Source organism: Thiocapsa sp. C2-2m (genome assembly GCF_041903745.1).
In the GTDB taxonomy this organism is placed as follows: Bacteria; Pseudomonadota; Gammaproteobacteria; order Chromatiales; family Chromatiaceae; genus Thiocapsa; species Thiocapsa roseilacustris.
Genome location: NZ_JBBWVD010000001.1, coordinates 259,988 through 281,455, shown reverse-complemented (window position 1 = coordinate 281,455; position 21,468 = coordinate 259,988). Strand labels below are relative to the sequence as shown.

21 protein-coding genes are annotated in these 21,468 nt (G+C 63.9%); 9 read left to right on the top strand and 12 right to left on the bottom strand.

Annotation, left to right across the window (positions count from 1 at the left end):
* Positions 1-761 precede the first annotated feature (761 nt).
* The 7 genes from msrA to AADX97_RS01225 all read right to left on the bottom strand — a co-directional run bounded on the left by msrA (position 762) and on the right by AADX97_RS01225 (position 6,769).
* Entirely contained in the window at positions 762-2,024 is a 1,263-nt protein-coding gene (gene msrA / locus AADX97_RS01255) for a peptide-methionine (S)-S-oxide reductase MsrA (protein ID WP_374232716.1), read from the bottom strand.
* Between the two features lie 157 nt (positions 2,025-2,181).
* Positions 2,182-3,267 (bottom strand): molybdenum ABC transporter ATP-binding protein, encoded by a 1,086-nt coding sequence (gene modC / locus AADX97_RS01250; RefSeq protein WP_374232717.1) that lies wholly within the window; start codon positions 3,265-3,267, stop codon positions 2,182-2,184.
* Positions 3,268-3,274: 7 nt separating this feature from the next.
* Positions 3,275-3,952: a molybdate ABC transporter permease subunit gene (modB, locus tag AADX97_RS01245; RefSeq protein ID WP_374232718.1), complete on the bottom strand. Its 678-nt coding sequence runs from the start codon at positions 3,950-3,952 to the stop codon at positions 3,275-3,277.
* Positions 3,953-3,957: 5 nt separating this feature from the next.
* Entirely contained in the window at positions 3,958-4,710 is a 753-nt protein-coding gene (modA, locus tag AADX97_RS01240) for a molybdate ABC transporter substrate-binding protein (protein WP_374232719.1), read from the bottom strand.
* A gap of 97 nt (positions 4,711-4,807) precedes the next feature.
* Entirely contained in the window at positions 4,808-5,620 is an 813-nt protein-coding gene (locus tag AADX97_RS01235; protein ID WP_374232720.1) for a TOBE domain-containing protein, read from the bottom strand.
* 153 nt (positions 5,621-5,773) lie between these two features.
* The gene (locus AADX97_RS01230) at positions 5,774-6,178 is read right to left on the bottom strand and encodes a hypothetical protein (protein ID WP_374232721.1); all 405 of its coding nucleotides are present in this window, start codon (positions 6,176-6,178) and stop codon (positions 5,774-5,776) included.
* 174 nt (positions 6,179-6,352) lie between these two features.
* Complete coding sequence (locus AADX97_RS01225; protein WP_374232722.1) at positions 6,353-6,769, bottom strand: hypothetical protein; 417 nt, start codon at positions 6,767-6,769, stop codon at positions 6,353-6,355.
* Between the two features lie 574 nt (positions 6,770-7,343).
* On the opposite strand from AADX97_RS01225, the gene AADX97_RS01220 reads away from it, so the two are divergent.
* The 5 genes from AADX97_RS01220 (at position 7,344) to serS (ending at position 11,544) form a co-directional block, all read left to right on the top strand.
* On the top strand, positions 7,344-8,900 hold the full coding sequence (locus AADX97_RS01220) for a glycosyltransferase family 39 protein (protein ID WP_374232723.1): 1,557 nt from the start codon (positions 7,344-7,346) through the stop codon (positions 8,898-8,900).
* A gap of 98 nt (positions 8,901-8,998) precedes the next feature.
* Positions 8,999-9,577, top strand: coding sequence for a class I SAM-dependent methyltransferase (locus AADX97_RS01215; protein WP_374232724.1), 579 nt, complete (start codon positions 8,999-9,001; stop codon positions 9,575-9,577).
* Between the two features lie 7 nt (positions 9,578-9,584).
* Complete coding sequence (gene crcB / locus AADX97_RS01210) at positions 9,585-9,959, top strand: fluoride efflux transporter CrcB (protein WP_374232725.1); 375 nt, start codon at positions 9,585-9,587, stop codon at positions 9,957-9,959.
* Positions 9,956-10,276 (top strand): DUF190 domain-containing protein, encoded by a 321-nt coding sequence (locus AADX97_RS01205; RefSeq protein ID WP_374232726.1) that lies wholly within the window; start codon positions 9,956-9,958, stop codon positions 10,274-10,276. The genes crcB and AADX97_RS01205 overlap by 4 nt, the downstream gene beginning before the upstream one ends.
* A complete protein-coding gene (serS, locus tag AADX97_RS01200) occupies positions 10,270-11,544 on the top strand; it encodes a serine--tRNA ligase (RefSeq protein ID WP_374232727.1) in 1,275 nt (424 codons plus the stop codon). Before AADX97_RS01205 ends, serS begins: the two co-directional genes overlap by 7 nt.
* Positions 11,545-11,869: 325 nt before the next feature.
* Here the strand turns inward: serS and AADX97_RS01195 are convergent, their stop codons facing one another.
* Entirely contained in the window at positions 11,870-12,226 is a 357-nt protein-coding gene (locus tag AADX97_RS01195) for a hypothetical protein (RefSeq protein WP_374232728.1), read from the bottom strand.
* A 227-nt stretch (positions 12,227-12,453) separates the two neighbouring features.
* On the bottom strand, positions 12,454-13,191 hold the full coding sequence (gene aqpZ / locus AADX97_RS01190; protein ID WP_374232729.1) for an aquaporin Z: 738 nt from the start codon (positions 13,189-13,191) through the stop codon (positions 12,454-12,456).
* A gap of 243 nt (positions 13,192-13,434) precedes the next feature.
* On the opposite strand from aqpZ, the gene AADX97_RS01185 reads away from it, so the two are divergent.
* The gene (locus tag AADX97_RS01185; RefSeq protein ID WP_374232730.1) at positions 13,435-14,745 is read left to right on the top strand and encodes an alpha/beta hydrolase; all 1,311 of its coding nucleotides are present in this window, start codon (positions 13,435-13,437) and stop codon (positions 14,743-14,745) included.
* A 150-nt stretch (positions 14,746-14,895) separates the two neighbouring features.
* On the opposite strand, the gene AADX97_RS01180 is transcribed toward AADX97_RS01185, so the two are convergent.
* Together AADX97_RS01180 and AADX97_RS01175 are read right to left on the bottom strand one after the other, a co-directional pair.
* Entirely contained in the window at positions 14,896-15,498 is a 603-nt protein-coding gene (locus AADX97_RS01180) for a Crp/Fnr family transcriptional regulator (RefSeq protein ID WP_374232731.1), read from the bottom strand.
* A gap of 80 nt (positions 15,499-15,578) precedes the next feature.
* Positions 15,579-16,463, bottom strand: coding sequence for a phosphoribosylaminoimidazolesuccinocarboxamide synthase (locus AADX97_RS01175; protein WP_374232732.1), 885 nt, complete (start codon positions 16,461-16,463; stop codon positions 15,579-15,581).
* Positions 16,464-16,752: 289 nt separating this feature from the next.
* Here AADX97_RS01175 and AADX97_RS01170 point away from each other — a divergent pair, with 289 nt between their 5' ends.
* Together AADX97_RS01170 and mltB are read left to right on the top strand one after the other, a co-directional pair.
* On the top strand, positions 16,753-17,139 hold the full coding sequence (locus AADX97_RS01170; RefSeq protein WP_374232733.1) for a RidA family protein: 387 nt from the start codon (positions 16,753-16,755) through the stop codon (positions 17,137-17,139).
* Between the two features lie 174 nt (positions 17,140-17,313).
* Positions 17,314-18,375: a lytic murein transglycosylase B gene (gene mltB / locus AADX97_RS01165; protein WP_374232734.1), complete on the top strand. Its 1,062-nt coding sequence runs from the start codon at positions 17,314-17,316 to the stop codon at positions 18,373-18,375.
* A gap of 236 nt (positions 18,376-18,611) precedes the next feature.
* Here the strand turns inward: mltB and AADX97_RS01160 are convergent, their stop codons facing one another.
* Complete coding sequence (locus AADX97_RS01160) at positions 18,612-19,028, bottom strand: secondary thiamine-phosphate synthase enzyme YjbQ (protein ID WP_374232735.1); 417 nt, start codon at positions 19,026-19,028, stop codon at positions 18,612-18,614.
* Between the two features lie 215 nt (positions 19,029-19,243).
* Between AADX97_RS01160 and recG the strand changes: the two genes are divergently transcribed.
* The gene (recG, locus tag AADX97_RS01155) at positions 19,244-21,367 is read left to right on the top strand and encodes an ATP-dependent DNA helicase RecG (protein ID WP_374232736.1); all 2,124 of its coding nucleotides are present in this window, start codon (positions 19,244-19,246) and stop codon (positions 21,365-21,367) included.
* Positions 21,368-21,468 lie beyond the last annotated feature (101 nt).

Genomic DNA, 21,468 nt, shown 5'->3' with positions numbered 1-21,468 from the left:
AGTGATGCATGCCGGCATGCGACTCGGCGTCTTGAGCGTCGCGGAAAGTGGCGGCTAACCTCGTTTCGGCCGGCATTGTTCGCAACTCCGGCCATCGTGGCGCGTGGCGCAGGGCGCCACGCGGCATACGTGACACCGCGGAGCGGATGTCACGAGTACTCGAGGGTCCGGGTGGCCGGTCTAACGAACGAAGCCTTTCGGTGGATCCGCGGCCGCTCTGCCGCGTTGGCCCGACCCTTGTCCGATCTCGCGCGGATACGCGAACCAAGCATGCCATGCCGGATGCCGCCGACCCCAAGAACATGTTGATCGGGTTGCGGGATCCGGGGCTTGCGGTCAAACCGCACGGATAACACGGGAGGGCTGCTGATCAGGGCGGTTTGATGGATCCATCGGCACCCCTCGGGGTTACGTCAATGAGGCTTCCGCAATGAGTGGTTGTTGCGACAACAAGTGTTCCGTCGATGCCCGTCGGGCGCCATATCGGTCGGCATTCTTTTACCCACATCTCAAAAGTGAATTTCTCTCACGGAGACACGGAGACACGGAGACACAAAAAATTTTCAATAACAATTGGTTAATCATTAGCGACGTGCCATCTCATCGTCGCGCTAAGGACCGCCCGACCGACTTCCGGCCTTGGTCTCGGGTCGATAAGGCTCTGGTGTCGCGTGCGTCTTCTCCGTGCCTCCGTGTCTCCGTGAGAGAATCTCGGAAATACGGGTAACGGCATGACCGGTCGGTCCACCCCGGTAAGGGATCTATTCGGCGTCCGCGACAAAGCTCAATACGTTTCCGTTGATGCAGTAGCGCATGCCCGACGGCGGCGGACCGTCGTCGAAGACGTGGCCCAGGTGGATGCCCGAGCTTGCACTGCGGACTTCGACCCGGCGCATGCCGTGCGTATTGTCCTCATGCAGCGTTATCGCGCCCTCGACCGGGCTGAAAAAGCTCGGCCAGCCGGTACCGCTCTCGAACTTGGTGCTGCTGCGGAATAGGGGTGCGCCGGTGATGGGGTCGACGAAGACGCCCGGGCGCTTCTCATCGAGATGCGAGCCTGTGAACGCCGGCTCGGTGCCCTGCTCAAAGGCGATGCGCTGTTGCTCCGGCGTCAGCACCTGAAAGCCCAGCCATCTCCAGAATCGGTCCTGATCACCCTGATAGCCGGTGTATCGTGAGACCTCCTTGCCCTTCTCGAACAGCACGATGGTCGGCGTGGCGAATAAGGTCTTCTCCAGCGTCCAGCCCTTGGGCGGATTGGGGTTGAGTGTCGCTGCGATGGGAACCTCGGCTTGCCAGCCGTCGAGTACCTCGGCACGGAAGCGCTCGCAGAAGGAACAGTCCTCCGCCTCGAACATGATCAACTGCCGATCGGAATTGAGTTGATCCGCGGCCAAGGGAGCCGGTATTGCCTTGGTGGGTTTGCCGGGAAAGGCCACGCCCGTGCCGCCGATTCCGCAATAGCCATTCGGGTTCTTCTTCAGATAGTCCTGGTGATACTCTTCGCCGCGATTGTAGTGGCGCAGGGGTGCGATCTCCGTGGTGATGGGGCCGTAGCCGGCCTCGGTCAGCGCCTGCTGATAGCGTTCACGGGTATTCTTCGCCACCGCGCCCTGGGCGTCACTCAGCGTGTAGATGGCGCTGCGATAGTTGCTGCCGACGTCATTGCCCTGGCGATCGCCCTGAGTGGGGTCGTGATTTTCCCAGAATTTCTTGAGGATGGTTTCGAGGTCCACCCGGTCGGGATCGAAGCTGACCTTGATGACCTCGGCATGGTTGCGCAGATCGCTTTTGCCGCGCAGGCGTGTCTTTTCCGTTTTGAGCACATCCTCGTACCCTACGGTCGCGGCATCGCCGCCCGCATAGCCAGCTTCGACCTCGACGACGCCGGGAATCTCGGACATCCGCTTCTCCGCACCCCAGAAGCAACCCATGCCGAGCACGATCGACTCAGTGCTCGCCGGGGCGGTCAGGGGTAGGGTCATCAGGATGCCGGCCAACAGGATTCGTTCGACTGATCTCATTGCTTGTGCTCTCGATGGATGGGCGGGTTCGGTGGTTAGACCCGAATCGACACGGAAATCCTTCAGGAGCGATCCATCGCCCGCCGGAACCGGGGGCTTGGCGTCACCGCTCCAGACCTAAAGCGGCCGTGCGCTCACCCGCCGATCCTTGTCCGGCTCAGTCGCCCAATAGGGCAACAGCCTTGATCTGCGCCCACATCGCCTTGCCGCGGGCCACGCCGAGATGGTCCAGCGAGCGGCGGGTGATGCGGGCGATCAGGGGCGTGCCGCCTGCATCCAGGCGCACCAGACAATGGCCCGGGGTATCGGCGTCGGCGATCTCGGTGACGGTGGCGGGCAGCAGGTTGGCGATGCTGGTGCCGGTGGCGCGCTCCAGGGCGAGGCTGACATCGCGGGCATGGATACGCAGACGCAGGCGGTGACCGATCGGCTCCTTGCGTTGGGCGACCACGACATTGCCGCCGGGGAAGTCCAGACGCGACAGGTGATAGTTGTCGTCGTGGGAGGCGACCACGGCATCGATGACGACGCCGGCGTTCTCGGAGAAGGCGGTCGGCAGGTCGAGCCGTGCCAGGGTTTCCTTGAGCGGGCCGCTCGCGAGCACGCGCCCGCCGTCCATCACTACCAGATGATCGGCCAGGCGCGCGACCTCGTCCGGGGCGTGACTCACATAGAGCACCGGGATCGCCAGCTCGTCGTGCAGCCGCTCCAGGTAGGGCAGGATTTCCCGCTTGCGCGCGATGTCCAGGGCGGCAAGCGGCTCGTCCATCAGCAGCACCCGCGGGCTGACCGCCAGCGCACGGGCAATGGCGACCCGCTGACGCTCGCCGCCGGAGAGGCGGTCCGGCTTGCGCGTCAAGAGATGATCGATTCCCAAGAGCGCGATCGCCTGGTCGAGACTCACCCGATCCTCGGCTCCGACCGGCGCCGGCGCACGTTTCTGTCCGTAACGCAGGTTGCCCATCACCGTGAGATGCGGGAAGAGGCTGGCCTCTTGGAAGACATAGCCGAGCGAGCGACGGTGTGTCGGGACCCAGGTGTTCTCGTCTTGCCAGACCTCGCCCCGGAAGACCAGGCGACCCTCGGGGGCCCGGACCAGGCCGGCGATACAGCGCAGCAGGGTGGTCTTGCCGGAGCCCGAGTGCCCGAAGAGACCGGTGACCCCGCGGCCGGGGAGCTCCAGGTCCACCGTCAGGTTGAAACCCGGCCAATCGATGTCGAAGCGTGCGTTGATGGGTTCCATCGCGCTCTCAGGTGTTCTTCTGGTTCGGGCGCCACAGATAGAGCGCGAGTAGAACCAGGAAGGAGAAGATCAGCATCACGGCGGCCAATCGGTGGGCGTCGCCGTATTCCATTGCCTCGACATGGTCATAGATCTGCACCGAGGCCACACGGGTCACGCCCGGGATGTTGCCGCCGATCATCAGCACGACCCCGAACTCGCCGACCGTGTGGGCAAAGGTCAGGATGCCGGCGGTGACGAAGCCGGGCGCCGCAAGCGGCAAGGCGACGGTGAAGAAGGTATCCAGCGGCGAGGCGCGCAGGGTTGCCGCTACCTCCAGCGGTCGGTCGCCGATGGCCTCGAAGGCGTTCTGCACCGGCTGCACCATGAAGGGCAGGGAATAGAAGACCGAGGCGACCACCAGACCCCAGAAGGTGAAGGGCAGTACGCCGATGCCCAGCGCCTGTGTCAACTGGCCGACCGGTCCGTTCGGCCCCATCGTCACCAGCAGGTAGAAACCGAGCACCGACGGCGGCAGGACCAAGGGTAGGGCGACCACGGCCCCGACCGGCCCCTTCAGGCGCGAGCGGGTGTGCGCCAGCCACCAGGCAATGGGTGTCCCCACAACGAACAGGATCAAGGTGACCACACCCGCAAGGCGCAGGGTGAGCCAGATCGATTGAAGGTCGGTTTCGCTTAAAAACACGGCGCTCAGATCTCATAGCCGAAAGACGTGATGATGGCTCGGGCCTCGTCGCCCTTGAGGAACTGCATCAGCGCGGCGACCGCAGGCTTGTCCTTTCCCGGCGAGAGAACGACCGCATCCTGGAGGATCGGCTTATGCAGCGAGCCCGGGATGATCCAGGCAGAGCCACCCGTGAGCTCGCCCTTTTCCATCACCTGGGAGAGGGCGACGAACCCCACATCCGCATTGCCGGTGCTCACGAACTGGAAGGTTTGGGCGATGTTCTCACCGGTCACGAACTTCGGTTGGACTTGCTCCAGCAATCCCAGCCCGGTCAGGACCTCGATCGCTGCGGCGCCGTAGGGGGCTGTTCTAGGGTTCGCAATGGAGACCTTGTTGAAGTCGCCGGATTTCAGCACGGCGCCGTCGCTGTCGACAACGTCGGGTTTCGATGACCAGAGCACCAGTGAGCCGATGGCATAGGTGAACTGGGTCCCCGAGACCGCGGCCCCCTCATCGAAGAGTTTGGTCGGCGTGGTGTCGTCGGCGGACAGGAGTGCCTCGAAGGGTGCGCCGTTCTTGATCTGCGCGTAGAACTTGCCGGTCGAGCCATAGGCGGCCTTCACCACATGCCCGGTCTCTTTCTCGAAGGCGGCGGCGATCTCCTTCATGGGTGCGGTGAAGTTGGCGGCCACCGCGACCTGGATGTCGTCGGCGAGCGCGGGAGCGCAGGCGGCGGCCAGCAGAAAGGTGGCGAGCGTGGATCTTGTCGTTTTCATCAGGTGTCTCCGGGGTGTCGAGTACAGGTTCGGCGCCATGCGTCATATCCAGTTCGATATAACGCATGGCGCGTTTGAAATGGGCTTGGGCGCCTGCTCAGTCCTTGACGGCCAGAATGACGTGAGGTGCCTTCACGAGTGCGCAGGCACGCCCACCCTCGGTGATTCCGAGATCCTTGGTGCTCTCCATGGTGATGATGGCGGTCAGGCGGGCGCCGCCGTCGAGGCCGAGGACCACCTCGGTATTGACGGCCCCGTCGGTCACGCGCTCGACCGTTCCGCAGAGTCGATTCCGCGCCGAGGTCTTGAGCCCGCCGTCTTCGGTCGCCAGGATGACGAACGACGCCTTGATCAAGGCATAGGCTTCGGCGCCCGGCGCCAGTCCGAGCGACTGGACGCTCTCGTTGGTGACAATGGCGACCAGCGGGGTGCCGCCGACATCGAGTGTGACCTCGGCGTTGACCGCGCCCGGTTTGACGGAAGCGACCACTCCGCGCAAATTGTTTCTGGCACTGACTTTCATACTCAAAGCTCCGATCAAGGTGTGAAAGCGATCGAAATCGCAGATGCCCGCGCGCAGGCGCGCAAGGAATTTTTTGTGCTCCCGCTCGGCCGTCTCGTAGACGGTGATCAATCGGAGTCCCTCGTCCGTGAGCTCGGTGCCGCCTCCATGGCGTCCTCCGGTGCGTCGCTGCACCAGAGGCTGCGGCGAGAGGTTGTTCATGGCATCGACCGCGTCCCAGGCGTGCTTGTAGGACATGCCCATCGCCTTGGCCGCTTGCGAGATCGACCCGGTTGCACCGATACGGCGCAGCAACTCGATGCGTCCCCGTCCGACGAATCCCTGTTCGTTGCGGTCCAGCCAGAGCGAGGCAGCGGTGTCGAGACGGTCGTCGGGCGTGTCGGTCATGGTCGGTGTCCAGGGTCCGGTGATGTCGTTATCTTCGCAGAGATATAACGCCAAGCAGATAAAGCACGAAGCGTGCCGAAACTTTATGGCTTGGGCGTTCGCAGTCGCCCGCCGCGTCATTGAATCCGAGCATCTCCTGCCGTCAGGTCGATTTCAGCACGGCATCCGCTCGTCGATGCTCAGCGCGCTGGTCGCGGCGTCTTCATCGCCGAGCGACTCGACCCGGCGGTGAACCAGCCAGCGTCCGTCGCGCAGGCGCCAGGCGCTGACGGACTCGCTGTAGGACACCGCGAGGTAATACTCCTCGTCGTCGTCGGAGCGGACATCAAGCCGGCGGTAGTCATAGGCTTGGAAGCAGGGGATGTCGTGCCCGTCATGACCGACAACCCTCCGAGCGGCGACCTCGTGATCGCGGAATACCCGGAACGAGCAGGGCGGCACGACGAGATCGATCCAGATCGGGCACAGATCCTCACGCCACGCTGGTCGACAGGCCCGCTGGAAACCGCGCCTGCCGGGCGGGGGTCGGTGTCCGTAAAGACATGGCGCGTTCGTCATGGTGTTGGCTCCTGCCGTTCGATGGAGAGGCGTTCTAGACCGGGATCCGCGCCCGGATCCTCGCTGGCGTCCTCGACGCTGTGGATCTGTCGGTGTTGCGACAATCAGACCGTCTTGAGCGGAAACCCGACAATACAAATGGAATTGCGGTGCGGCTGACCGGGGCGCGATCGATCAGCCCAGAATTTTTTCATAGCTGCGTCGCAGCAGATCAAGCTCGACCGGCGGAAGGTTTCTCGCCTGGGTCAGATCGATGAAGCTGCTGCCGTGCGCTTGTGCCGTCTCGAAGGGTGGATCGAGACTCGTGAAGCGGGCGAGGAAGACCTCGGTGCGCTCCTCGCCTGCGGCGATCTCGCAGCGAAACCCCGACTCCATCTCCAAACTGCCGCTCGGCAAGCCGAGGCGGATCTCGGCGTCGCGCAGAACCAGCGCGGGGTGGGTCACGACCTTCGGTAAGCCACCGCTGCCCTCGTCGATAGCCGCCTCCTCCGGCAGGGCTGCGAACCCGCAGACGCCGCCGTAGGGCAGCCTCAAGAATCGGGTGCGGGCACTGGTCGACTGCTTGTGGTACATGATTAGGCGCGGAGCCATCGGCGAATCCCCTTCGGCGTTGAACCCGGCGAGACGCCGGGGTGAGGTCGTGCAACGGGTTTCGATGCTAAACCGCGTCCAGAGCGAGATGCTCACTTTCGAGTGAGTTCGACGTTTGGTGCATCTACGACCCTTAGCGGGGACGCGGTTTAGAATTTAGTATTTTTTAAGACTTTAAACCGCGCCAGCTCCGACAGTCGTCGGGGCTGGCGCGGCCAAGCCATCCCAACGAATGACGCATATCGCACCGGGCGCGGTTTAACTCCGGCGTTCGTCAAGTCTGCCGGGGCTGATCCCATCCAAAAACATCGCATACCGCTCTGGGCGCGGTTTATGCAAACCTCGCGCCGAACTGCCGATATGCGTGTGCGCCTCAAGCGCCTTCGGTGTTGTGCCGCGCTCTGAGCCTCGGGCGCCGCTGGCGGTCGGGCTCTTGTCACGATTCCTTCATCAAGCCAGACACTCGGGTGTCGCATACTTGAATCCAGGTTGAACCTCGCGCCCGTCCCGCCACTGCCAGATTCGGTCTTGCGATCTCGTGTTCTCCGCTCCTCGCCGCTCGTATGTCTCGTCCGTGTCCTCGAATCCAGGCCAGGCTCGGCTGTGGGCGCTCGGGGTCTTGATCCTTCTCATGCTTGTGACCGGTTTCCGGCTGATCGGGCTCGACCATCTCCCGGTGTGGCACGACGAGGTCTTTACGCTGGTCCGCGTCTTCGGCCACCCGGCGGATCTTTGGGAGACGCTGTTCAGCGGCCGGCTCCTCACACCCGACGAGATCCTGGCATTTCAACGGCCGGATCCTTCAAAGGGCTGGGAAGAGACGCTGCGCGCACTGGCCGAGCATCCGGAGCATGCGCCGCTCTACTATCTGCTGGGACGATGGGCGGCAACGCTTCCGCTTGATCCGGTGACGGCGCTGCGCGGGACCTCCGCTGCGTTCGGGCTCTTGCTGCCGCTCGGTGCATTCTGGCTGATGCGCGAGCTGTTCGGGCGTGGCCTGGTGCCCTGGGTGGCGGCCGCTGTGGTCGCCTTCTCGCCCCTGCATCTTCTCTATGCCCAAGAGGCGCGCCAATACGCGCTCTGGACGCTCTTGGTTCTGACCTCCAGCGCGGGCCTGCAGCGTGCCCTGGACCGAAACAGACCGCGCGACTGGTGGCTCTACGGGCTCATGATGACGCTTGGTCTCTACAGCCATCTGTTGTTCGCCCTCATGGTCCCGGTCCATGCCGCCTACATCGGACTCGGGGCAACGCGGTTCTCCGAGTGTCGGTCGGGCAAGCGCGGCCTTCCGGTGCGTGCATGGCTGCTGGCGGTGAGCGCGGCCGCGGTCCTCTTCTTGCCGTGGATGGTCGCGCTGGTCTCGGGATTCGGAGATGCGGTCGGTCATACGCAGTGGATGGAGCGAGCCGTCGGCGCGCAGCGCAATCTGCTGGCTTGGGCCGGGCACATCACGCGTGCCTTCCTGGATGTGGGCCCGCATACGGACCCGCCGCGCCTCGCGCTCCTTCTGCTGGGTCCGATCGCCGTCGGCCTGAGTGTCTATCTGTTCCGCGCGCCTCGCCCGCGCATGTGGCTGCTGGTGCTGATCGCCGCAGCCTATTTCGGCGTCGCGCTCGGTCCCGACCTGTTGCTCGGCGGAAGCCGATCGCTGCATGTGCGCTATGGCTTGCCGGCCGTTCTTGCAGCGCAGTTGATGGTGGCCTGGGGCATCGGCTCGGCGCTGGCCCGCCGCGACAGGACTCGTGTCTTTGCCGCCGCCGCGTTGGCGCTGATCATGGTCTTCGGGGCGCTTTCGCAGTGGCGTATCCTTCAGGCCGAGACCTGGTGGACGAAGCATTTCAGCGCTTCGAACCCCGAAGTCGCGCGGCTGGTGAATGCGCTCGATCGCCCGCTGGTCGCCGTGAGCCCGAGCGGTGTTGCAGCCGGCGAGCTGGTGTCCTTGGCCTACCATCTCGACGACCGGGTCCGGATCTGGGGGCATGGCGACCCGGGCGTACACGTGACGCTGCCGGATGGGTTCGGCAGCCTGGTCATGCTGTTGCCGAGCGCGGAGCTCGGCGCCGCGATCGGCCCGGAACGCGTGGCGGAGCCGATCGCCGGGACCTGGCAATGGCTTCTCGTGCGTCGGTAGCCGGATGTCGGTGTGGACATGACCAGTGATGTAAGATTGGTGAGGATTGCCCGCCGCGAACCGTGGCCGCGGCCTTTTTACGCTGATCGATTCAACCGATGCCCAGACTCGACAACACCAGCTTCTATTTGGACTCACTGACATCCCATGGCGAGACCGCCAAGGGCGTGCAGTGGCAGTCGACTCAAAGCCAAGAGCTGCGCTTCAAGGTGCTGCGCAAGCTCCTGCCCGAGGATCTCTCCGAGTTGACCCTGGTCGACGCGGGCTGCGGATTCGGCGATTTCCATCGCTATTTCGAGCGATGCAACAGCCTGCCCGGACGCTACATCGGATTGGACGTGATGGAGCCGATGGCGGAGGTCGCGCGTCGTCGCACCGGAGGCGAGATCCGCATCTGCAACGTGCTGGAGGATCGGCTCCCGAACGCCGACTACTATCTCTGCAGCGGCGCCATGAACAACCTCACCCGCGAGGAGACCTGGGAGTTTATCCGCCGTTGCTTCGCGGCGTCCCGGCACGGATTTCTCTTCAATTTGTTGAAGGGAACGGACGGTCCGGGCAGCTACAACTATCAGCAGCCGCGTGATCTTCTCGCCCTGGCTCGAGAGCTGGGTGCGGAGCCGCGTTTGGAGGAAGGCTATCTGAGCGGTGATTTCACCATGGGCTTTCTGAAGTAGGCATCGGATGCTGAATCTCATCGCGATCGCGGCCGGCGGCGCGCTCGGCTCCTTGGCCCGCTACGGGATGTCGAGCGCCGTTTACGCCTGGCTCGGCCGGGGTTTTCCCTGGGGGACCTTGGCGGTCAACCTACTCGGCTCCTTCCTGATGGGGCTCTTGTTCGTTCTCTTGATCGAGCGCTTGAGTTGGGCGCCGGAATGGCGCGGCGCGATCCTGATCGGCTTTCTCGGCGCCTTCACCACATTCTCCACCTTCTCGATCGAGACGCTGAATCTGTTGGAAGAAGGGGCCATGATGGCGGCCTTTCTCAACATGGTCGTCAGCGTCTGGCTCTGTGTTTTGATCTGTTGGGCGGGAGTGATCCTCGGGAGGTCGCTATGAGTCGGGTCGCGGCGGTTATGGTTCGGATCTATCTGTCCGAATCGGATCGTGCCCTCAAGGCACTGCTTGCCTGTCTGCACGACGATCTCGGCGTTCGAGGCGTCACTGTTATGCGCGGGATCGAAGGGTATGGGGTGTCCGGGAAGCGCCACGGTGCATCCCTGATCGATCTCTCGCTCGATCTGCCCTTGGTGGTGGAGTTTTTCGATGGCCCCGCGAAGGCCGCGGCCGCCATCACGCGCATCGAGCGCTTCGTTCGGCCGGGTCATATCGTATCCTGGCCGATTACTGTCGAATTCGAGGAATCCGAATGTTAGATCCACGCCTGCTGCGGACCCAGTTGGACGAAGTTGCCGCGCACCTGTCACGTCGCGGTCTGGTCCTGGATACCGCGCGCATCGAGTCCTTGGAGGCCGAGCGCAAGGGCTTGCAGGTCGAGGTCCAGTCGCTCCAGAACGAGCGCAACACCCGCTCGAAGGCGATCGGGAAGGCCAAGGCGTCCGGTGTGGACATTGCGCCCTTGCTGGCCGAGGTCTCCGACCTGGGCGAGCGTCTCAAGGCATCAGAGGTGCGGCTCGAGGAGATCCAGGCGGCGGTGGAGGAGATCGCCCTAGGGCTGCCCAACCTACCGGATGCGAGCGTGCCGGACGGGCGCGACGAGCGCGAGAATCGCGAGGAGCGTCGCTGGGGCGAGCCGCCGAGCTTCGGGTTTCAACCGCGTGATCATGTCGACCTCGGCGCCTTCAACAGCTGGATGGACTTCGACCTTGCCGCCAAGCTCACCGGCTCGCGTTTCGTGGTCCTGTCCGGTCCGCTGGCCCGCATGCATCGGGCGCTGATCCAGTTCATGCTCGACACCCACACCGGGGAGCACGGCTATACCGAGGTCTATGTCCCCTATCTGGTCAACGCCGAGAGTCTCTACGGGACCGGCCAGCTCCCCAAGTTCGAGCAGGATCTCTTCAAGGTGCCGGGCGAGCGCGACCTCTATCTGATCCCGACCGCCGAGGTGCCGGTCACCAATCTGATGCGCGACCTCATCCTCGATGCCGGCGAGCTGCCGCGCAAATGGGTCGCCCACACACCCTGCTTCCGCAGCGAGGCCGGCTCCTACGGCAAGGACACCCGCGGGATGATTCGCCAACATCAGTTCGAGAAGGTCGAGCTGGTCCAGGCCGTTCGCCCCGAAGAGTCGCTTCATGCCTTGGAAGAACTGACCCGGCATGCCGAGTCCATTCTGCAGCGTCTCGGGCTCGCTTATCGCGTGGTCTCGCTCTGCTGCGGTGATCTCGGTTTCTCTTCGCGCAAGACCTACGATCTCGAGGTCTGGCTACCCGGCCAAGACACCTATCGCGAGATTTCCTCCTGCAGCAACTTCGGCGACTTTCAGGCCCGCCGACTCCAGGCCCGCTGGCGCAATCCCGAGACCGGCAAGCCCGAGCTGCTCCATACGCTCAACGGCTCCGGACTCGCGGTCGGTCGCACATTGGTCGCTATACTGGAGAACAATCAGAAGGCGGACGGGCGTATCCTCATCCCGGAGGTGCTGCGGCCCTACATGGGTGGGCAGGACGTGTTGGGGTGAATTCCGACGGAATTTCCTGGCGCAAGCATGCCGACCGCCCATGCCTCCAAGACCCGTGGCGGCTTTAGGGGCGACTTTAGGCGATTTCCGAGAACAGGCATCCCGCCTGCAGATGCCTGGAAGGCATCTAGTCCCTTACGCCGTAAGTCTTGAGCAAACCGTCGCAGAATTTTTCGTTGTCGTTGTCGTTGTCGAGTTCGTGTTCATTGTCGTAGTCGTCCGGAATCCGATTACGACAACGACAACGAGTAGATCCTTTGAAAACTTTTCCTGGTTCCGGCTAGTCCTGCGCCGACGCTGGTGGACTGCGCCGGGCTTGTCCACCCTACCGCTTTTCGCTCGGCGGTAAGAAGGCCATGAGGTGCCCTTCCGTATCCAGGGTCCAACGTGTCCCGTCGGTCGCAGGGATCCCGGTCTCCAGGCGCCAGCGTTCGGGAAGAGGGCGGGGCAGGGCGAGCATACCGCCGTCCGGGGTGTCCATCAGGGTGAACTCCAGTCGTCCGTTGACGGGGTCCTTGATCTCCACGCGCACGCGCCAGCAGCCGTTCCACTCGCGATAGAAGTCAAACGCCAGCTCGACGGGGCCGACGAGCTCCGTCAGAACCGTACGAATCAGATTGCGTGCGACATTGACGCGCCGGCGTAGGTCGGTTAAAGGGATCGGAAGCGGTTCCTGCAGCATGCTGTGTCTCGGCCTTCGGATGTCGAGCCATCCTACAGGCGAGCGCCGGTACCGCAAAGGAGTGACGAAGCCGTTCGCGTTGATACCCTCGCCGGGGGAGCTTCCGTTCGGCAATGGCACGGTCGCGAACTGTCAAGTGACGGACCGGTCGATCGACCGGTCCGTCTGAGGGTCGCGTTCGTCGGGACCTTAGCCACAGACGCCGCTACCCAAAGCCCCTGGTCGTGTCAAGCCGTATGCTTTTGCTCGAATAGGCGATACACCACGCCGGCAATCGCCGCGCCGATCAGCGGACCAACCCAGAACAACCAAAGCTGGCCCGCGGCCTGACCTTGTCCGCCGGTGAGCAGCGCCAACGCGGGTCCGGTGCTACGCGCCGGGTTGACCGAGGTGTTGGTGATCGGGATCGAGATCAGATGGATCAGCGTGAGCGCCAGGCCGATGGCGAGACCTGCATGGGTGCCGATGCCGCGCTTGTCGGTCGCGCCCAGGATGATGAAGAGGAACATGGCGGTCATGACGATCTCGGTCACCAGCCCGGCGATCATGCCGTAGCCCTGCGGTGAGAGGCTGTCGTAACCGTTGACGGCCAGGCTATTGGCCGCGAGGGTAAAGGTGGCCTGCCCCTCTTTATGCACGCCCATGTCTGCAGCGATGAACCAGATCAGGAAGGCGGCGGCGATGGCGCCGAGGACCTGGGCGATGACATAGACCGGAACGTCGGCGAAGGGGAAGCGACCGCCCACGGCGAGTCCCAGCGAGACGGCGGGGTTCAAATGGCAGCCGGAGATATGACCGATGGCATAGGCCATCGTCAAGACGGTCAGACCAAAGGCGAAAGAGACGCCCAGATAGCCGATTCCGACATCGGGAACGCCTGCTGCAAAGACGGCGGCGCCGCAGCCGCCCAGTACCAGCCAGAAGGTCCCGATCAGCTCGGCGAGCGCGCGTGTCATGAGTGGCATCGAAATGTCCTCCAGTAAGATGAAACATAAAAAGGCTGCGTATAATAATGCCTGTTCGGGTGGCACACTATCTGTTTCTTCGTCTTGATGTCGGCTCTATCGGTCAATCGATGCGCCGGGTTAAATGCTTTCTTTTTAAATGGAATTGCCGCGATCCGACATCGGCTTGATGCCGCGTCCATGGCGGCCGAAATTAACCGCTTTTAGATAGGTATAAGTCGAATGAATCGGACCTTCGCGTGGATGTCGGCCCTCATCCTGACGGTTGCAGTTTTATCCGGCTGCGCGACCAAGCCGCGGCAGCTGATGCCGACGCCTGTGGTCTATCAAGAGCCGAACGGGCAGGTGCTCTTCGAGGAAATCGCAGGGACGCAGCAGCGCCCCGAAGTCGATCTGCTCTTCATCACGAATCGGGCTGCAGAGGAGGATCCTGAAAGCAGCCTCCCCTATGGGCAGACGCGCCGTAAAGGGATGGTGTTCGGCTCGGCCGAGGTTCGTATGGTCCCCGCGATCACGTGGGAGACCCTGAAGGCCCAGAGTCGGCTTGCCGAGCGGACGCGCGAGGTGGCCCTGGAGCTCGGGGCGGTCGAGGAGTCGGGGGCATTCCCGAAAGAGCCCTACCTGATTGTTCGGGCGGGTGAGAACAGACTGAGTCGGGACCCGATCGAGATGCGCGAGTTTGACGAGACCAAGGCGGCCTTTCAGGACGAGATCCAGCGTCGCTTGGCCCTGTCGCCGAAGAAGGAGGTCATGCTCTACGTCCATGGCTTCAACGAGACCTTCGCCACGGCGGCCTTTACGGCTGCGGAGCTGTGTCACTTCTTCGGTCGCGAGCAGGTGTGCAGTTTCTTTACCTGGCCGGCCTCCTCGACCGGGAACTTCCTGATCTCCTATACCACCACCACTGAATCCGCCGAGTACGCGGTCGACCATCTCAAGAAGACACTGCGCATGATCGCGGCGACGCCCGGTGTGGAGCGCATTCAACTGCTGGCGCACAGTCGAGGGACGGCTGTTCTCCTCAACGCCCTCAGAGAGTTGATGATCGAAGCGATCGCTGCCGGTGTGGATCCAGCCGATACCTATCGAATCGACAACCTCGTCCTTCTCTCGCCCGATATCGACGTGGACATCGCCGGCCAGAAGATCACCGGTTTTGTATCGGATCCCGATCTGACCCGCGCTTGGCCCGACCATGCGTTGCCGCGCCTCCTGAATGGTCGGCTGAGCATCTATGCCTCGCCGGACGATCGTGCGCTGCTGGTCTCGCGGATCCTCTTTCGCAGTCGCAACCGCGTCGGCCAGCTGCGCCCGGAGGACATTTCTCCCGCGATGCAGACCTATTTCGGAAACCTCGGCCGGGTGGATCTGATCACCTTCACGGGGGAACGTACCGATCTCTTCGGTCACTCGTACTTCACGACCAACCCCAAGGTGAGCTCGGATCTCGTGCAGTTGATTCGGTTCGGCCAAAAGCCCGACGCTCCCGGTCGCAATCTTCTGCGCACGGGACCGGCAACTTGGGAGTTTAGGTCCGACGACGATTCGCGGTAAACGGTTGATCCGGCATTTTTTCGTCGGATGATGTTTAGGGATCGGGTGACGCTCTTGCTCATTCGATCCCGGAGGTGGCTCGGTATACATCGACGCCGTGCGTCTCGGGGGCAACGCCACCGTCCGCTCGCCGTCCCGTCGAGGGCGACGTCAGCTCGGTACAGGCTCCGCGTTGGTCTGCACCGGGCGCCGCTCGGTCATTGGTTCGTCGAGCACGAAGGCCGCCAAGCGATCCAGCGACGGGATCAGGATGGTCCGCCACTCGATCTCGACGAGACCGTGATGGGCCAGCTCATGTAGCTCGCGCGAGAAGGTCTCGGCACTGATGTTGAGTTTGGAGGCAATCAACGCCTTGGCCGCCGGCAGGACGACGACCGCGTGATTGTCCGCATCGGAGCTGCAGCGGCCCTGTTTGAGCAGGAAGTCGGCCAGCCGCCGACGCGCGCTCATCAGGCAGCAGGCGTCCAGGTCGTGGACGAGTCGATGGACCTCCTCGGCAACCAACTCGAGGATGACGGCCGCGACCTCAGGCCATTCGGCGATGGCCGTGTGGATGCGCTCGCGACCGACGACGAGGATTCGGCTCTCGCAAATCGATTCGGCGAAGACCGGGCAAGGCTCGTCCAGCAGGATGGCCGCGACACCGAAGACACGGCCGGATCTAGGTTGAAGGATGTCCAGCACCCGCTCGGCCCCCAGCGCGAACGCTCGATGCAGACGCTCCATGCACGGCGAGCGAGGTAGGGGCGGCATCAGCCGCCCCGTGGGTGTTCGGTTGCCGGGGTGTGCGGGCGACTGAAGTCGGCCCACCCTACCGCGATTCCGCGGGCGGATCAGGTGCGCGTCAACCGCTCTTCGGCCTCGCGGTATTTGGCTGCGGTCCGGTCGATGATCTCCTGCGGCAGCATCGGCCCAGGCGGAGTCTTGTCCCAGTCGAGCGTTTCCAGATAATCGCGTACGAACTGTTTATCGAAGCTCGGCGGGCTGGTGCCGGGCCGGTATTCATCGGCCGGCCAAAAACGCGAGGAGTCGGGAGTCAGCACCTCGTCGATCAGATGCAGCCGGCCCTCGCTGTCGAGGCCGAATTCGAGCTTGGTGTCGGCGATAATGATCCCGCGCTCCAAGGCGTACTCGGCGCAATCGCGATAAACGGCGAGGCTGATGTCGCGCACCTGCGCCGCCAGCGCGGGGCCGAGCAGCCGTTCCGTGTGGGCGAAGTCGACGTTCTCGTCGTGCCCGCCGATCTCGGCCTTGGTCGACGGCGTGTAGATGGGCTCGGGCAGCCGGTCGGCTTGTTGCAGGCCGGGCGGAAGCGCAATACCGCAGACCGCCCCGCCTTGCCGATAGTCCTTCCAACCCGAGCCGATCAGATAGCCGCGCACGATCGCCTCGACCGGCAGCGGCGTCAGCCGGCGCACCACCATGGCCCGATCGCCGATCTGAGCGAGCTCTTCGGGATCTTCGACGACCGCCGAGACCGGAATATCGGCGAGATGATTCGGCACCAGCTGCGCCGTGCGCGCGAACCAGAAGCGCGAGACTCGCGTCAGCACCTCGCCCTTGCCGGGGATCGGTTGCGGAAGCACCACGTCGAAGGCGGACAGACGGTCGCTAGCGACCATCAAGAGATGCTCGCTGTCGATCGCGTAGAGATCGCGGACCTTGCCGCGTCCGATCAGGCGAAGCTTGGCGAGGTTGGACTGATGGCGTGCTTTCATCGCGTGTGATCCGGGATTTCCAAGCTCGTGAGTATAGCCCGTTGCGCAAAGACGCATGCCTCCATGTCTGGGCGTGGGGACAACGTTGTCGTTGTCGTAATCGTAATCGGATTCCGGACGACCACGACCACGACCACGACAACGACAACGAAAAATTCTGAAACGGTGATCGCTCTCAGCCCGGCCTCCATCCTTCATTCCTGACCCGATCGCCTTGGCGTGAGTCTCGCGCTGGATTAGGCTCACGCCGATGTCGTCGGATACCCATACGTCACGGAGTCACCACAGCATGGCAAAGAGTATCATCAAGACCGATCAGGCCCCGGAGGCGATCGGGACTTACTCTCAAGCGGTTCGCGTCGGCAGCACCGTCTATCTGTCTGGCCAGATCCCGCTCGTGCCCGAGACCATGGAGCTGGTTTCGGGCGACATCGAGGCGGAGATTCGGCGAGTCTTCGACAATCTTCGTGCGGTAGCTCATGCGGCGAACGGCAGTCTGGCGGATGTCGTGAAGCTCAACGTCTTTCTGACCGATCTGGCCCACTTCCCGTCGGTCAATCAGGTCATGGCCGGATACTTCGAAGAGCCCTATCCGGCACGGGCGGCGATCGGTGTCGCGGCCCTGCCCAAAGGGGCGCGAGTCGAGATGGATGCGATCATGGTTCTGGGTGATTAAACCGCGCCGACCCCAACGGTCGTCAACTGCCGGGGCCGATCCCATCCAAAAACATCTCATACCGCGCCGGGCGCGGTTTAACAGCGCAATCGCGAGCTAAATTCATCGGTTGAATTGCTTTACTGAAAAACTTCTTTACTATAGCGGGCATCCATTTTTTGTCCTGGATCGCCCATGCGTGTTGTCTGCTCGATCGCTGTTCTGCTGTGCTTGACCCTGGTTACGGGCTGCGGCTCCCAGTCCACTCGCCCCGGCGAGATCGCGGAAGGATACCCTTATCCGAGCTCCGGCTCCGCGACGGTGACCGGTGATTTCGCCGGGTATCCGGGCGTCGAGCCCTTTATCCGCCGCATGCAGCAGCAGGGGTTCACGCCGAACCAGGTCGCCGCCGTCCTCTCCGGCGCCAAACGCGAGCAGTGGATTATCGACGCAATGAATCGTCAGGCCCCGCGACCGAGCACCGGGCCGACCGGGGCCTGGATACGCTATCGTGCCAAGTTCCTGACGCCGGACAACATCGCCAACGGCGTGCGGTTCTGGCAGCAAAACGAGGCCGCGCTCAATCGAGCCAGCGCGCGTTACGGGGTGCCGCCGGAATATATCGTCGCCATCATCGGGGTCGAGACCCGCTACGGCGGCTACCTGGGCAAGACCCGCATCGTCGACGCCTTGGCGACCCTGTCCTTCGCCTATCCGCGCCGCGCGGATTATTTCTCAGGCGAGCTCGCATCCTTCCTGGTCATGACCAAGGAGGAGGGTATCGACCCCTTCGGTCCGCGCGGCTCCTTCGCCGGAGCGATGGGCCTCGGGCAGTTTATGCCCTCGAGCTTCCGCGACTACGCCGTTGACTTCGACGGCGACGGAGATCGAGATCTCTGGAATCCGACCGACGCCATCGGCAGCGTCGCCAACTACTTCAAAGCACACGGTTGGCAGTCCGGCGTGCCGGTGGCCGTGCGCGCAAACGTACAATTCCCCGCGGCCGCGCGCGCGATGAAGTCGGGCTTCGCGACGCGCTACAGCTTGAGCGAGCTCGCAGGCCGCGGAATCACCCCGGCTGGCCCCCTCGGCGGCGCCTCCCAAGTGAGTCTGCTTGAGTTCGATGTCGGCACCGGCTACGCCTACTGGCTAGGGTCGCAGAATTTCTACACCATCACCCGCTACAACCACAGCACCTACTACGCAATGGCCGTGCACCAGCTCGCCCGCGCTATCGCGGAGCGCAAGGGCAGGTAGAGCGGGGTGCGGGCCTCGTCTCTCCCCGACCTCGCCTGGGCGGCACGGGTTCAAGGCGAGTAGCGAGTAGGATGGGTAGAGCGACAGCGAAACCCATCCTCCAAACCGCCGCGTCGCATGCCCTTGGCGCGGGCCGGCGTGGGTTGGGCACGCTGCGCTTTGCCCAACCTACAGCCTGCCGGAGGCGATCCCATCCAAAAACATCGCATAGCGCGCTGGGCGCGGTTTAACGGACCCTACTCGCCCTGAATGGTCAAGGTGATCCGGCGCCGGTGCCCGTGCGTGCGGTGCTCGTAGAGATAGAGACCTTGCCAGGTGCCGAGCGCGCAGGCGCCTGCGCTGATCGGCAGGGTCAGCTCGACCTGCGTGAGGATGGCCCGGATGTGCGCGGGCATGTCGTCGGGACCCTCGTCGCTGTGCTCGAAGAGCCGATCGCCGTCCGGGACCAATCGGGCCATGAAGGCGTCCAGATCGCTCCGCACCGTCGGGTCGGCGTTCTCGCAGAGGATCAGGGACGCACTGGTGTGGTGGACGAAGACATGACAGAGTCCGATCCGGACTCCCGAGGACCGAACCTGCTGCTGGACGGTGCGGGTGATGTCGTAGGTGCCGCGGCCTTGCGTGGTGACCGAGAATGACTCTTGAAGGATCATAGGGCCTCGTGAAACATGACGTGTTTGCGCACCGGTCGAAGCAGACGACGGATGACTGAATTATTCCCGGTCCGCGGCGCGATTGCATCGGGCGACGACGCGCCCGCCTCGCGATACGCGATCCCGAGGCCGTTCGCACGCACATCATCCAACGCACCACAGCCGAACATGAGGGGCAGCGGACGCGATCGCACCCCGGAGGACACCCCCCAGCCGTGACCGACAACACCTCGGGGTCCTCCGCGAATCCATCGCTTCCGACCCCTTCGCTCGACAGCATCCCCGTGGAGCAGCTCAAACGGGTCGGTCCGCGCGTGTCCGAGCGTCTCGGCAAGCTCGGTGTGCGCACGGTGCAGGATCTCCTCTTCCATCTACCGCACCGTTATCAAGACCGCACGCGCTTGGTCCAGATCAACGGGCTGAGACCGGGCGACGAGGCCCTGATCGAGGGCGAGATTCAGGAGGTAGACCTCTCGGGCGGACGACGCCGCTCCTTGAAGGTCTGGGTGTCGGACGGCGCGTTCGGCGGGCTCCTGTTGCGCTTCTTCCATTACTCCCGGCAGCAGATCGACGCGCTCAAGCCCGGCGTTCGGCTGCGCTGTTACGGCGAGGTTCGGCAGGGGCCGAGCGCCTTGGAGATTGTCCACCCGGAGTATCGCATCCAGTCCGAAGAGCCGGGCGCGATCGAGGAGCGCTTGACCCCGCTCTACCCCTCGACCGAGGGCCTGCAGCAATCCTCTTGGCGCGGTCTGACCGACCAGGCGTTGGCGCTCTTGGCCGGACAGGCACCGCGCGAATGCCTGCCGGAGGAGGTCCTGCTGCCCTTGGGTCTGCCGAGCCTGGTCGATGCGCTCGTTTATCTGCACCGTCCACCAGTGGATGCCGACCCCGATGATCTGGTCGAGCGCCGTCATCCGGCCTTTCACCGCTTGGCCTTCGAGGAGCTGGTCGCGCATCAGGTCAGTCTGCGACGGCTGCGTGCCGCCCAGCGGGCGATCCTGGCGCCTGTACTCGCGGGCGACCGCACCTTGCGGCGGCAACTGCTCGATGGCTTGCCCTTTCGCCTGACCACGGCGCAGGAGCGCGTCGTCGCCGAGATCGCGGCCGATCTGCAGGGTGATCGCCCGATGCAGCGCCTGCTCCAAGGCGATGTGGGGGCCGGCAAGACACTGGTCGCCGCACTGGCCGCCCTCCAGGCGATCGAGTCCGGTGCTCAAGTCGCCTTGATGGCGCCGACCGAGCTCTTGTCCGAGCAACATCGACGCGGCTTCGCGGCTTGGCTCGCCCCGCTCGGCATCGAGCCCGTATGGCTGGTCGGACGACACAAGGGGCGTGAGCGTGTCGGTCTGCTCGAGGCCATCGCGAGCGGTCGTGCCCGCATGGTGATGGGCACCCATGCGCTCTTTCAGGAGGACGTGGTTTTCTCCGATCTGGGTCTCGTGATCATCGACGAGCAGCACAGGTTCGGCGTGCATCAGCGCATGCGTCTGCGTGCGAAGGGCGGCGGGACCGGTGGTGCGCCGCATCAGTTGATCATGACCGCCACACCCATCCCGCGCTCGCTCGCCATGACCGTTTATGCGGATCTGGATCTATCGGTCATCGACGAGCTGCCGCCCGGGCGCACGCCCATCGTCACGGTGGCGGTCCCGGACACCCGTCGCGAGGAGGTGATCGCGCGCGTCGAGCAAGCCTGTGCGCAGGGGCGACAAGCCTATTGGGTCTGCACTTTGATCGAGGAGTCGGAGGCGTTGGAGTGCCAGGCCGCCGAAGAGACCGCGCGCCAGCTGGCCGAGAGCCTTCCCGGCATCCGCATCGGCCTGGTGCATGGCCGTATCAAGGGGCCTGAGCGGGAGCCGGTCATGGCCGCCTTCGCCTCGGGCGCTCTGGATCTCTTGGTCGCGACCACGGTGGTCGAGGTCGGCGTCGATGTCCCGAACGCCAGTCTCATGATCATCGAGAACCCCGAGCGGCTCGGTCTTGCACAACTGCACCAACTGCGTGGACGGGTGGGGCGTGGGTCCGTCCAGAGCCACTGCGTGCTGCTCTTCCATCCGCCCCTGTCGATCGTGGCGCGCGAGCGCTTGGGCATCATCCGCGCCGCCGAGAGCGGCTTCGAGATCGCCGAGCGCGATTTGGCCATGCGCGGAGCGGGGGAGGTCCTGGGTACCCGCCAGACCGGCACCGTGCAGTTTCGCGTGGCCGACCCGCTGCGCGATCAACATTTGGTCGCCGCCGCTCAACAGGCCGCGGACCTGATCCTGGCACGCTATCCCGATCGGGTCGAACCCTTAATTCAACGCTGGCTCGGATCCCGCGAGCTGTACGCGAGCGTGTGATCCACCTGCCTGGGTCTCAGTAGCGGTAAGCCGATTCGATCCGCTTCCGGGTCAAAGATGCCCGATCAGACTCCCGCTCAAGCCACCGAGATGCACATGGG

Excerpts from the sequence above, each read along its gene's own strand:
- msrA (WP_374232716.1), bottom strand. The coding sequence starts at position 2,024 with ATGAGATCAGTCGAACGAATCCTGTTGGCCGGCATCCTGATGACCCTA.
- modC (WP_374232717.1), bottom strand. The coding sequence starts at position 3,267 with ATGGAACCCATCAACGCACGCTTCGACATCGATTGGCCGGGTTTCAAC.
- modA (WP_374232719.1), bottom strand. The coding sequence starts at position 4,710 with ATGAAAACGACAAGATCCACGCTCGCCACCTTTCTGCTGGCCGCCGCC.
- AADX97_RS01235 (WP_374232720.1), bottom strand. The coding sequence starts at position 5,620 with ATGACCGACACGCCCGACGACCGTCTCGACACCGCTGCCTCGCTCTGG.
- AADX97_RS01230 (WP_374232721.1), bottom strand. The coding sequence starts at position 6,178 with ATGACGAACGCGCCATGTCTTTACGGACACCGACCCCCGCCCGGCAGG.
- AADX97_RS01225 (WP_374232722.1), bottom strand. The coding sequence starts at position 6,769 with ATGGCTCCGCGCCTAATCATGTACCACAAGCAGTCGACCAGTGCCCGC.
- AADX97_RS01215 (WP_374232724.1), top strand. The coding sequence starts at position 8,999 with ATGCCCAGACTCGACAACACCAGCTTCTATTTGGACTCACTGACATCC.
- crcB (WP_374232725.1), top strand. The coding sequence starts at position 9,585 with ATGCTGAATCTCATCGCGATCGCGGCCGGCGGCGCGCTCGGCTCCTTG.
- AADX97_RS01205 (WP_374232726.1), top strand. The coding sequence starts at position 9,956 with ATGAGTCGGGTCGCGGCGGTTATGGTTCGGATCTATCTGTCCGAATCG.
- serS (WP_374232727.1), top strand. The coding sequence starts at position 10,270 with ATGTTAGATCCACGCCTGCTGCGGACCCAGTTGGACGAAGTTGCCGCG.
- AADX97_RS01195 (WP_374232728.1), bottom strand. The coding sequence starts at position 12,226 with ATGCTGCAGGAACCGCTTCCGATCCCTTTAACCGACCTACGCCGGCGC.
- aqpZ (WP_374232729.1), bottom strand. The coding sequence starts at position 13,191 with ATGCCACTCATGACACGCGCGCTCGCCGAGCTGATCGGGACCTTCTGG.
- AADX97_RS01185 (WP_374232730.1), top strand. The coding sequence starts at position 13,435 with ATGTCGGCCCTCATCCTGACGGTTGCAGTTTTATCCGGCTGCGCGACC.
- AADX97_RS01180 (WP_374232731.1), bottom strand. The coding sequence starts at position 15,498 with ATGCCGCCCCTACCTCGCTCGCCGTGCATGGAGCGTCTGCATCGAGCG.
- AADX97_RS01175 (WP_374232732.1), bottom strand. The coding sequence starts at position 16,463 with ATGAAAGCACGCCATCAGTCCAACCTCGCCAAGCTTCGCCTGATCGGA.
- AADX97_RS01170 (WP_374232733.1), top strand. The coding sequence starts at position 16,753 with ATGGCAAAGAGTATCATCAAGACCGATCAGGCCCCGGAGGCGATCGGG.
- mltB (WP_374232734.1), top strand. The coding sequence starts at position 17,314 with ATGCGTGTTGTCTGCTCGATCGCTGTTCTGCTGTGCTTGACCCTGGTT.
- AADX97_RS01160 (WP_374232735.1), bottom strand. The coding sequence starts at position 19,028 with ATGATCCTTCAAGAGTCATTCTCGGTCACCACGCAAGGCCGCGGCACC.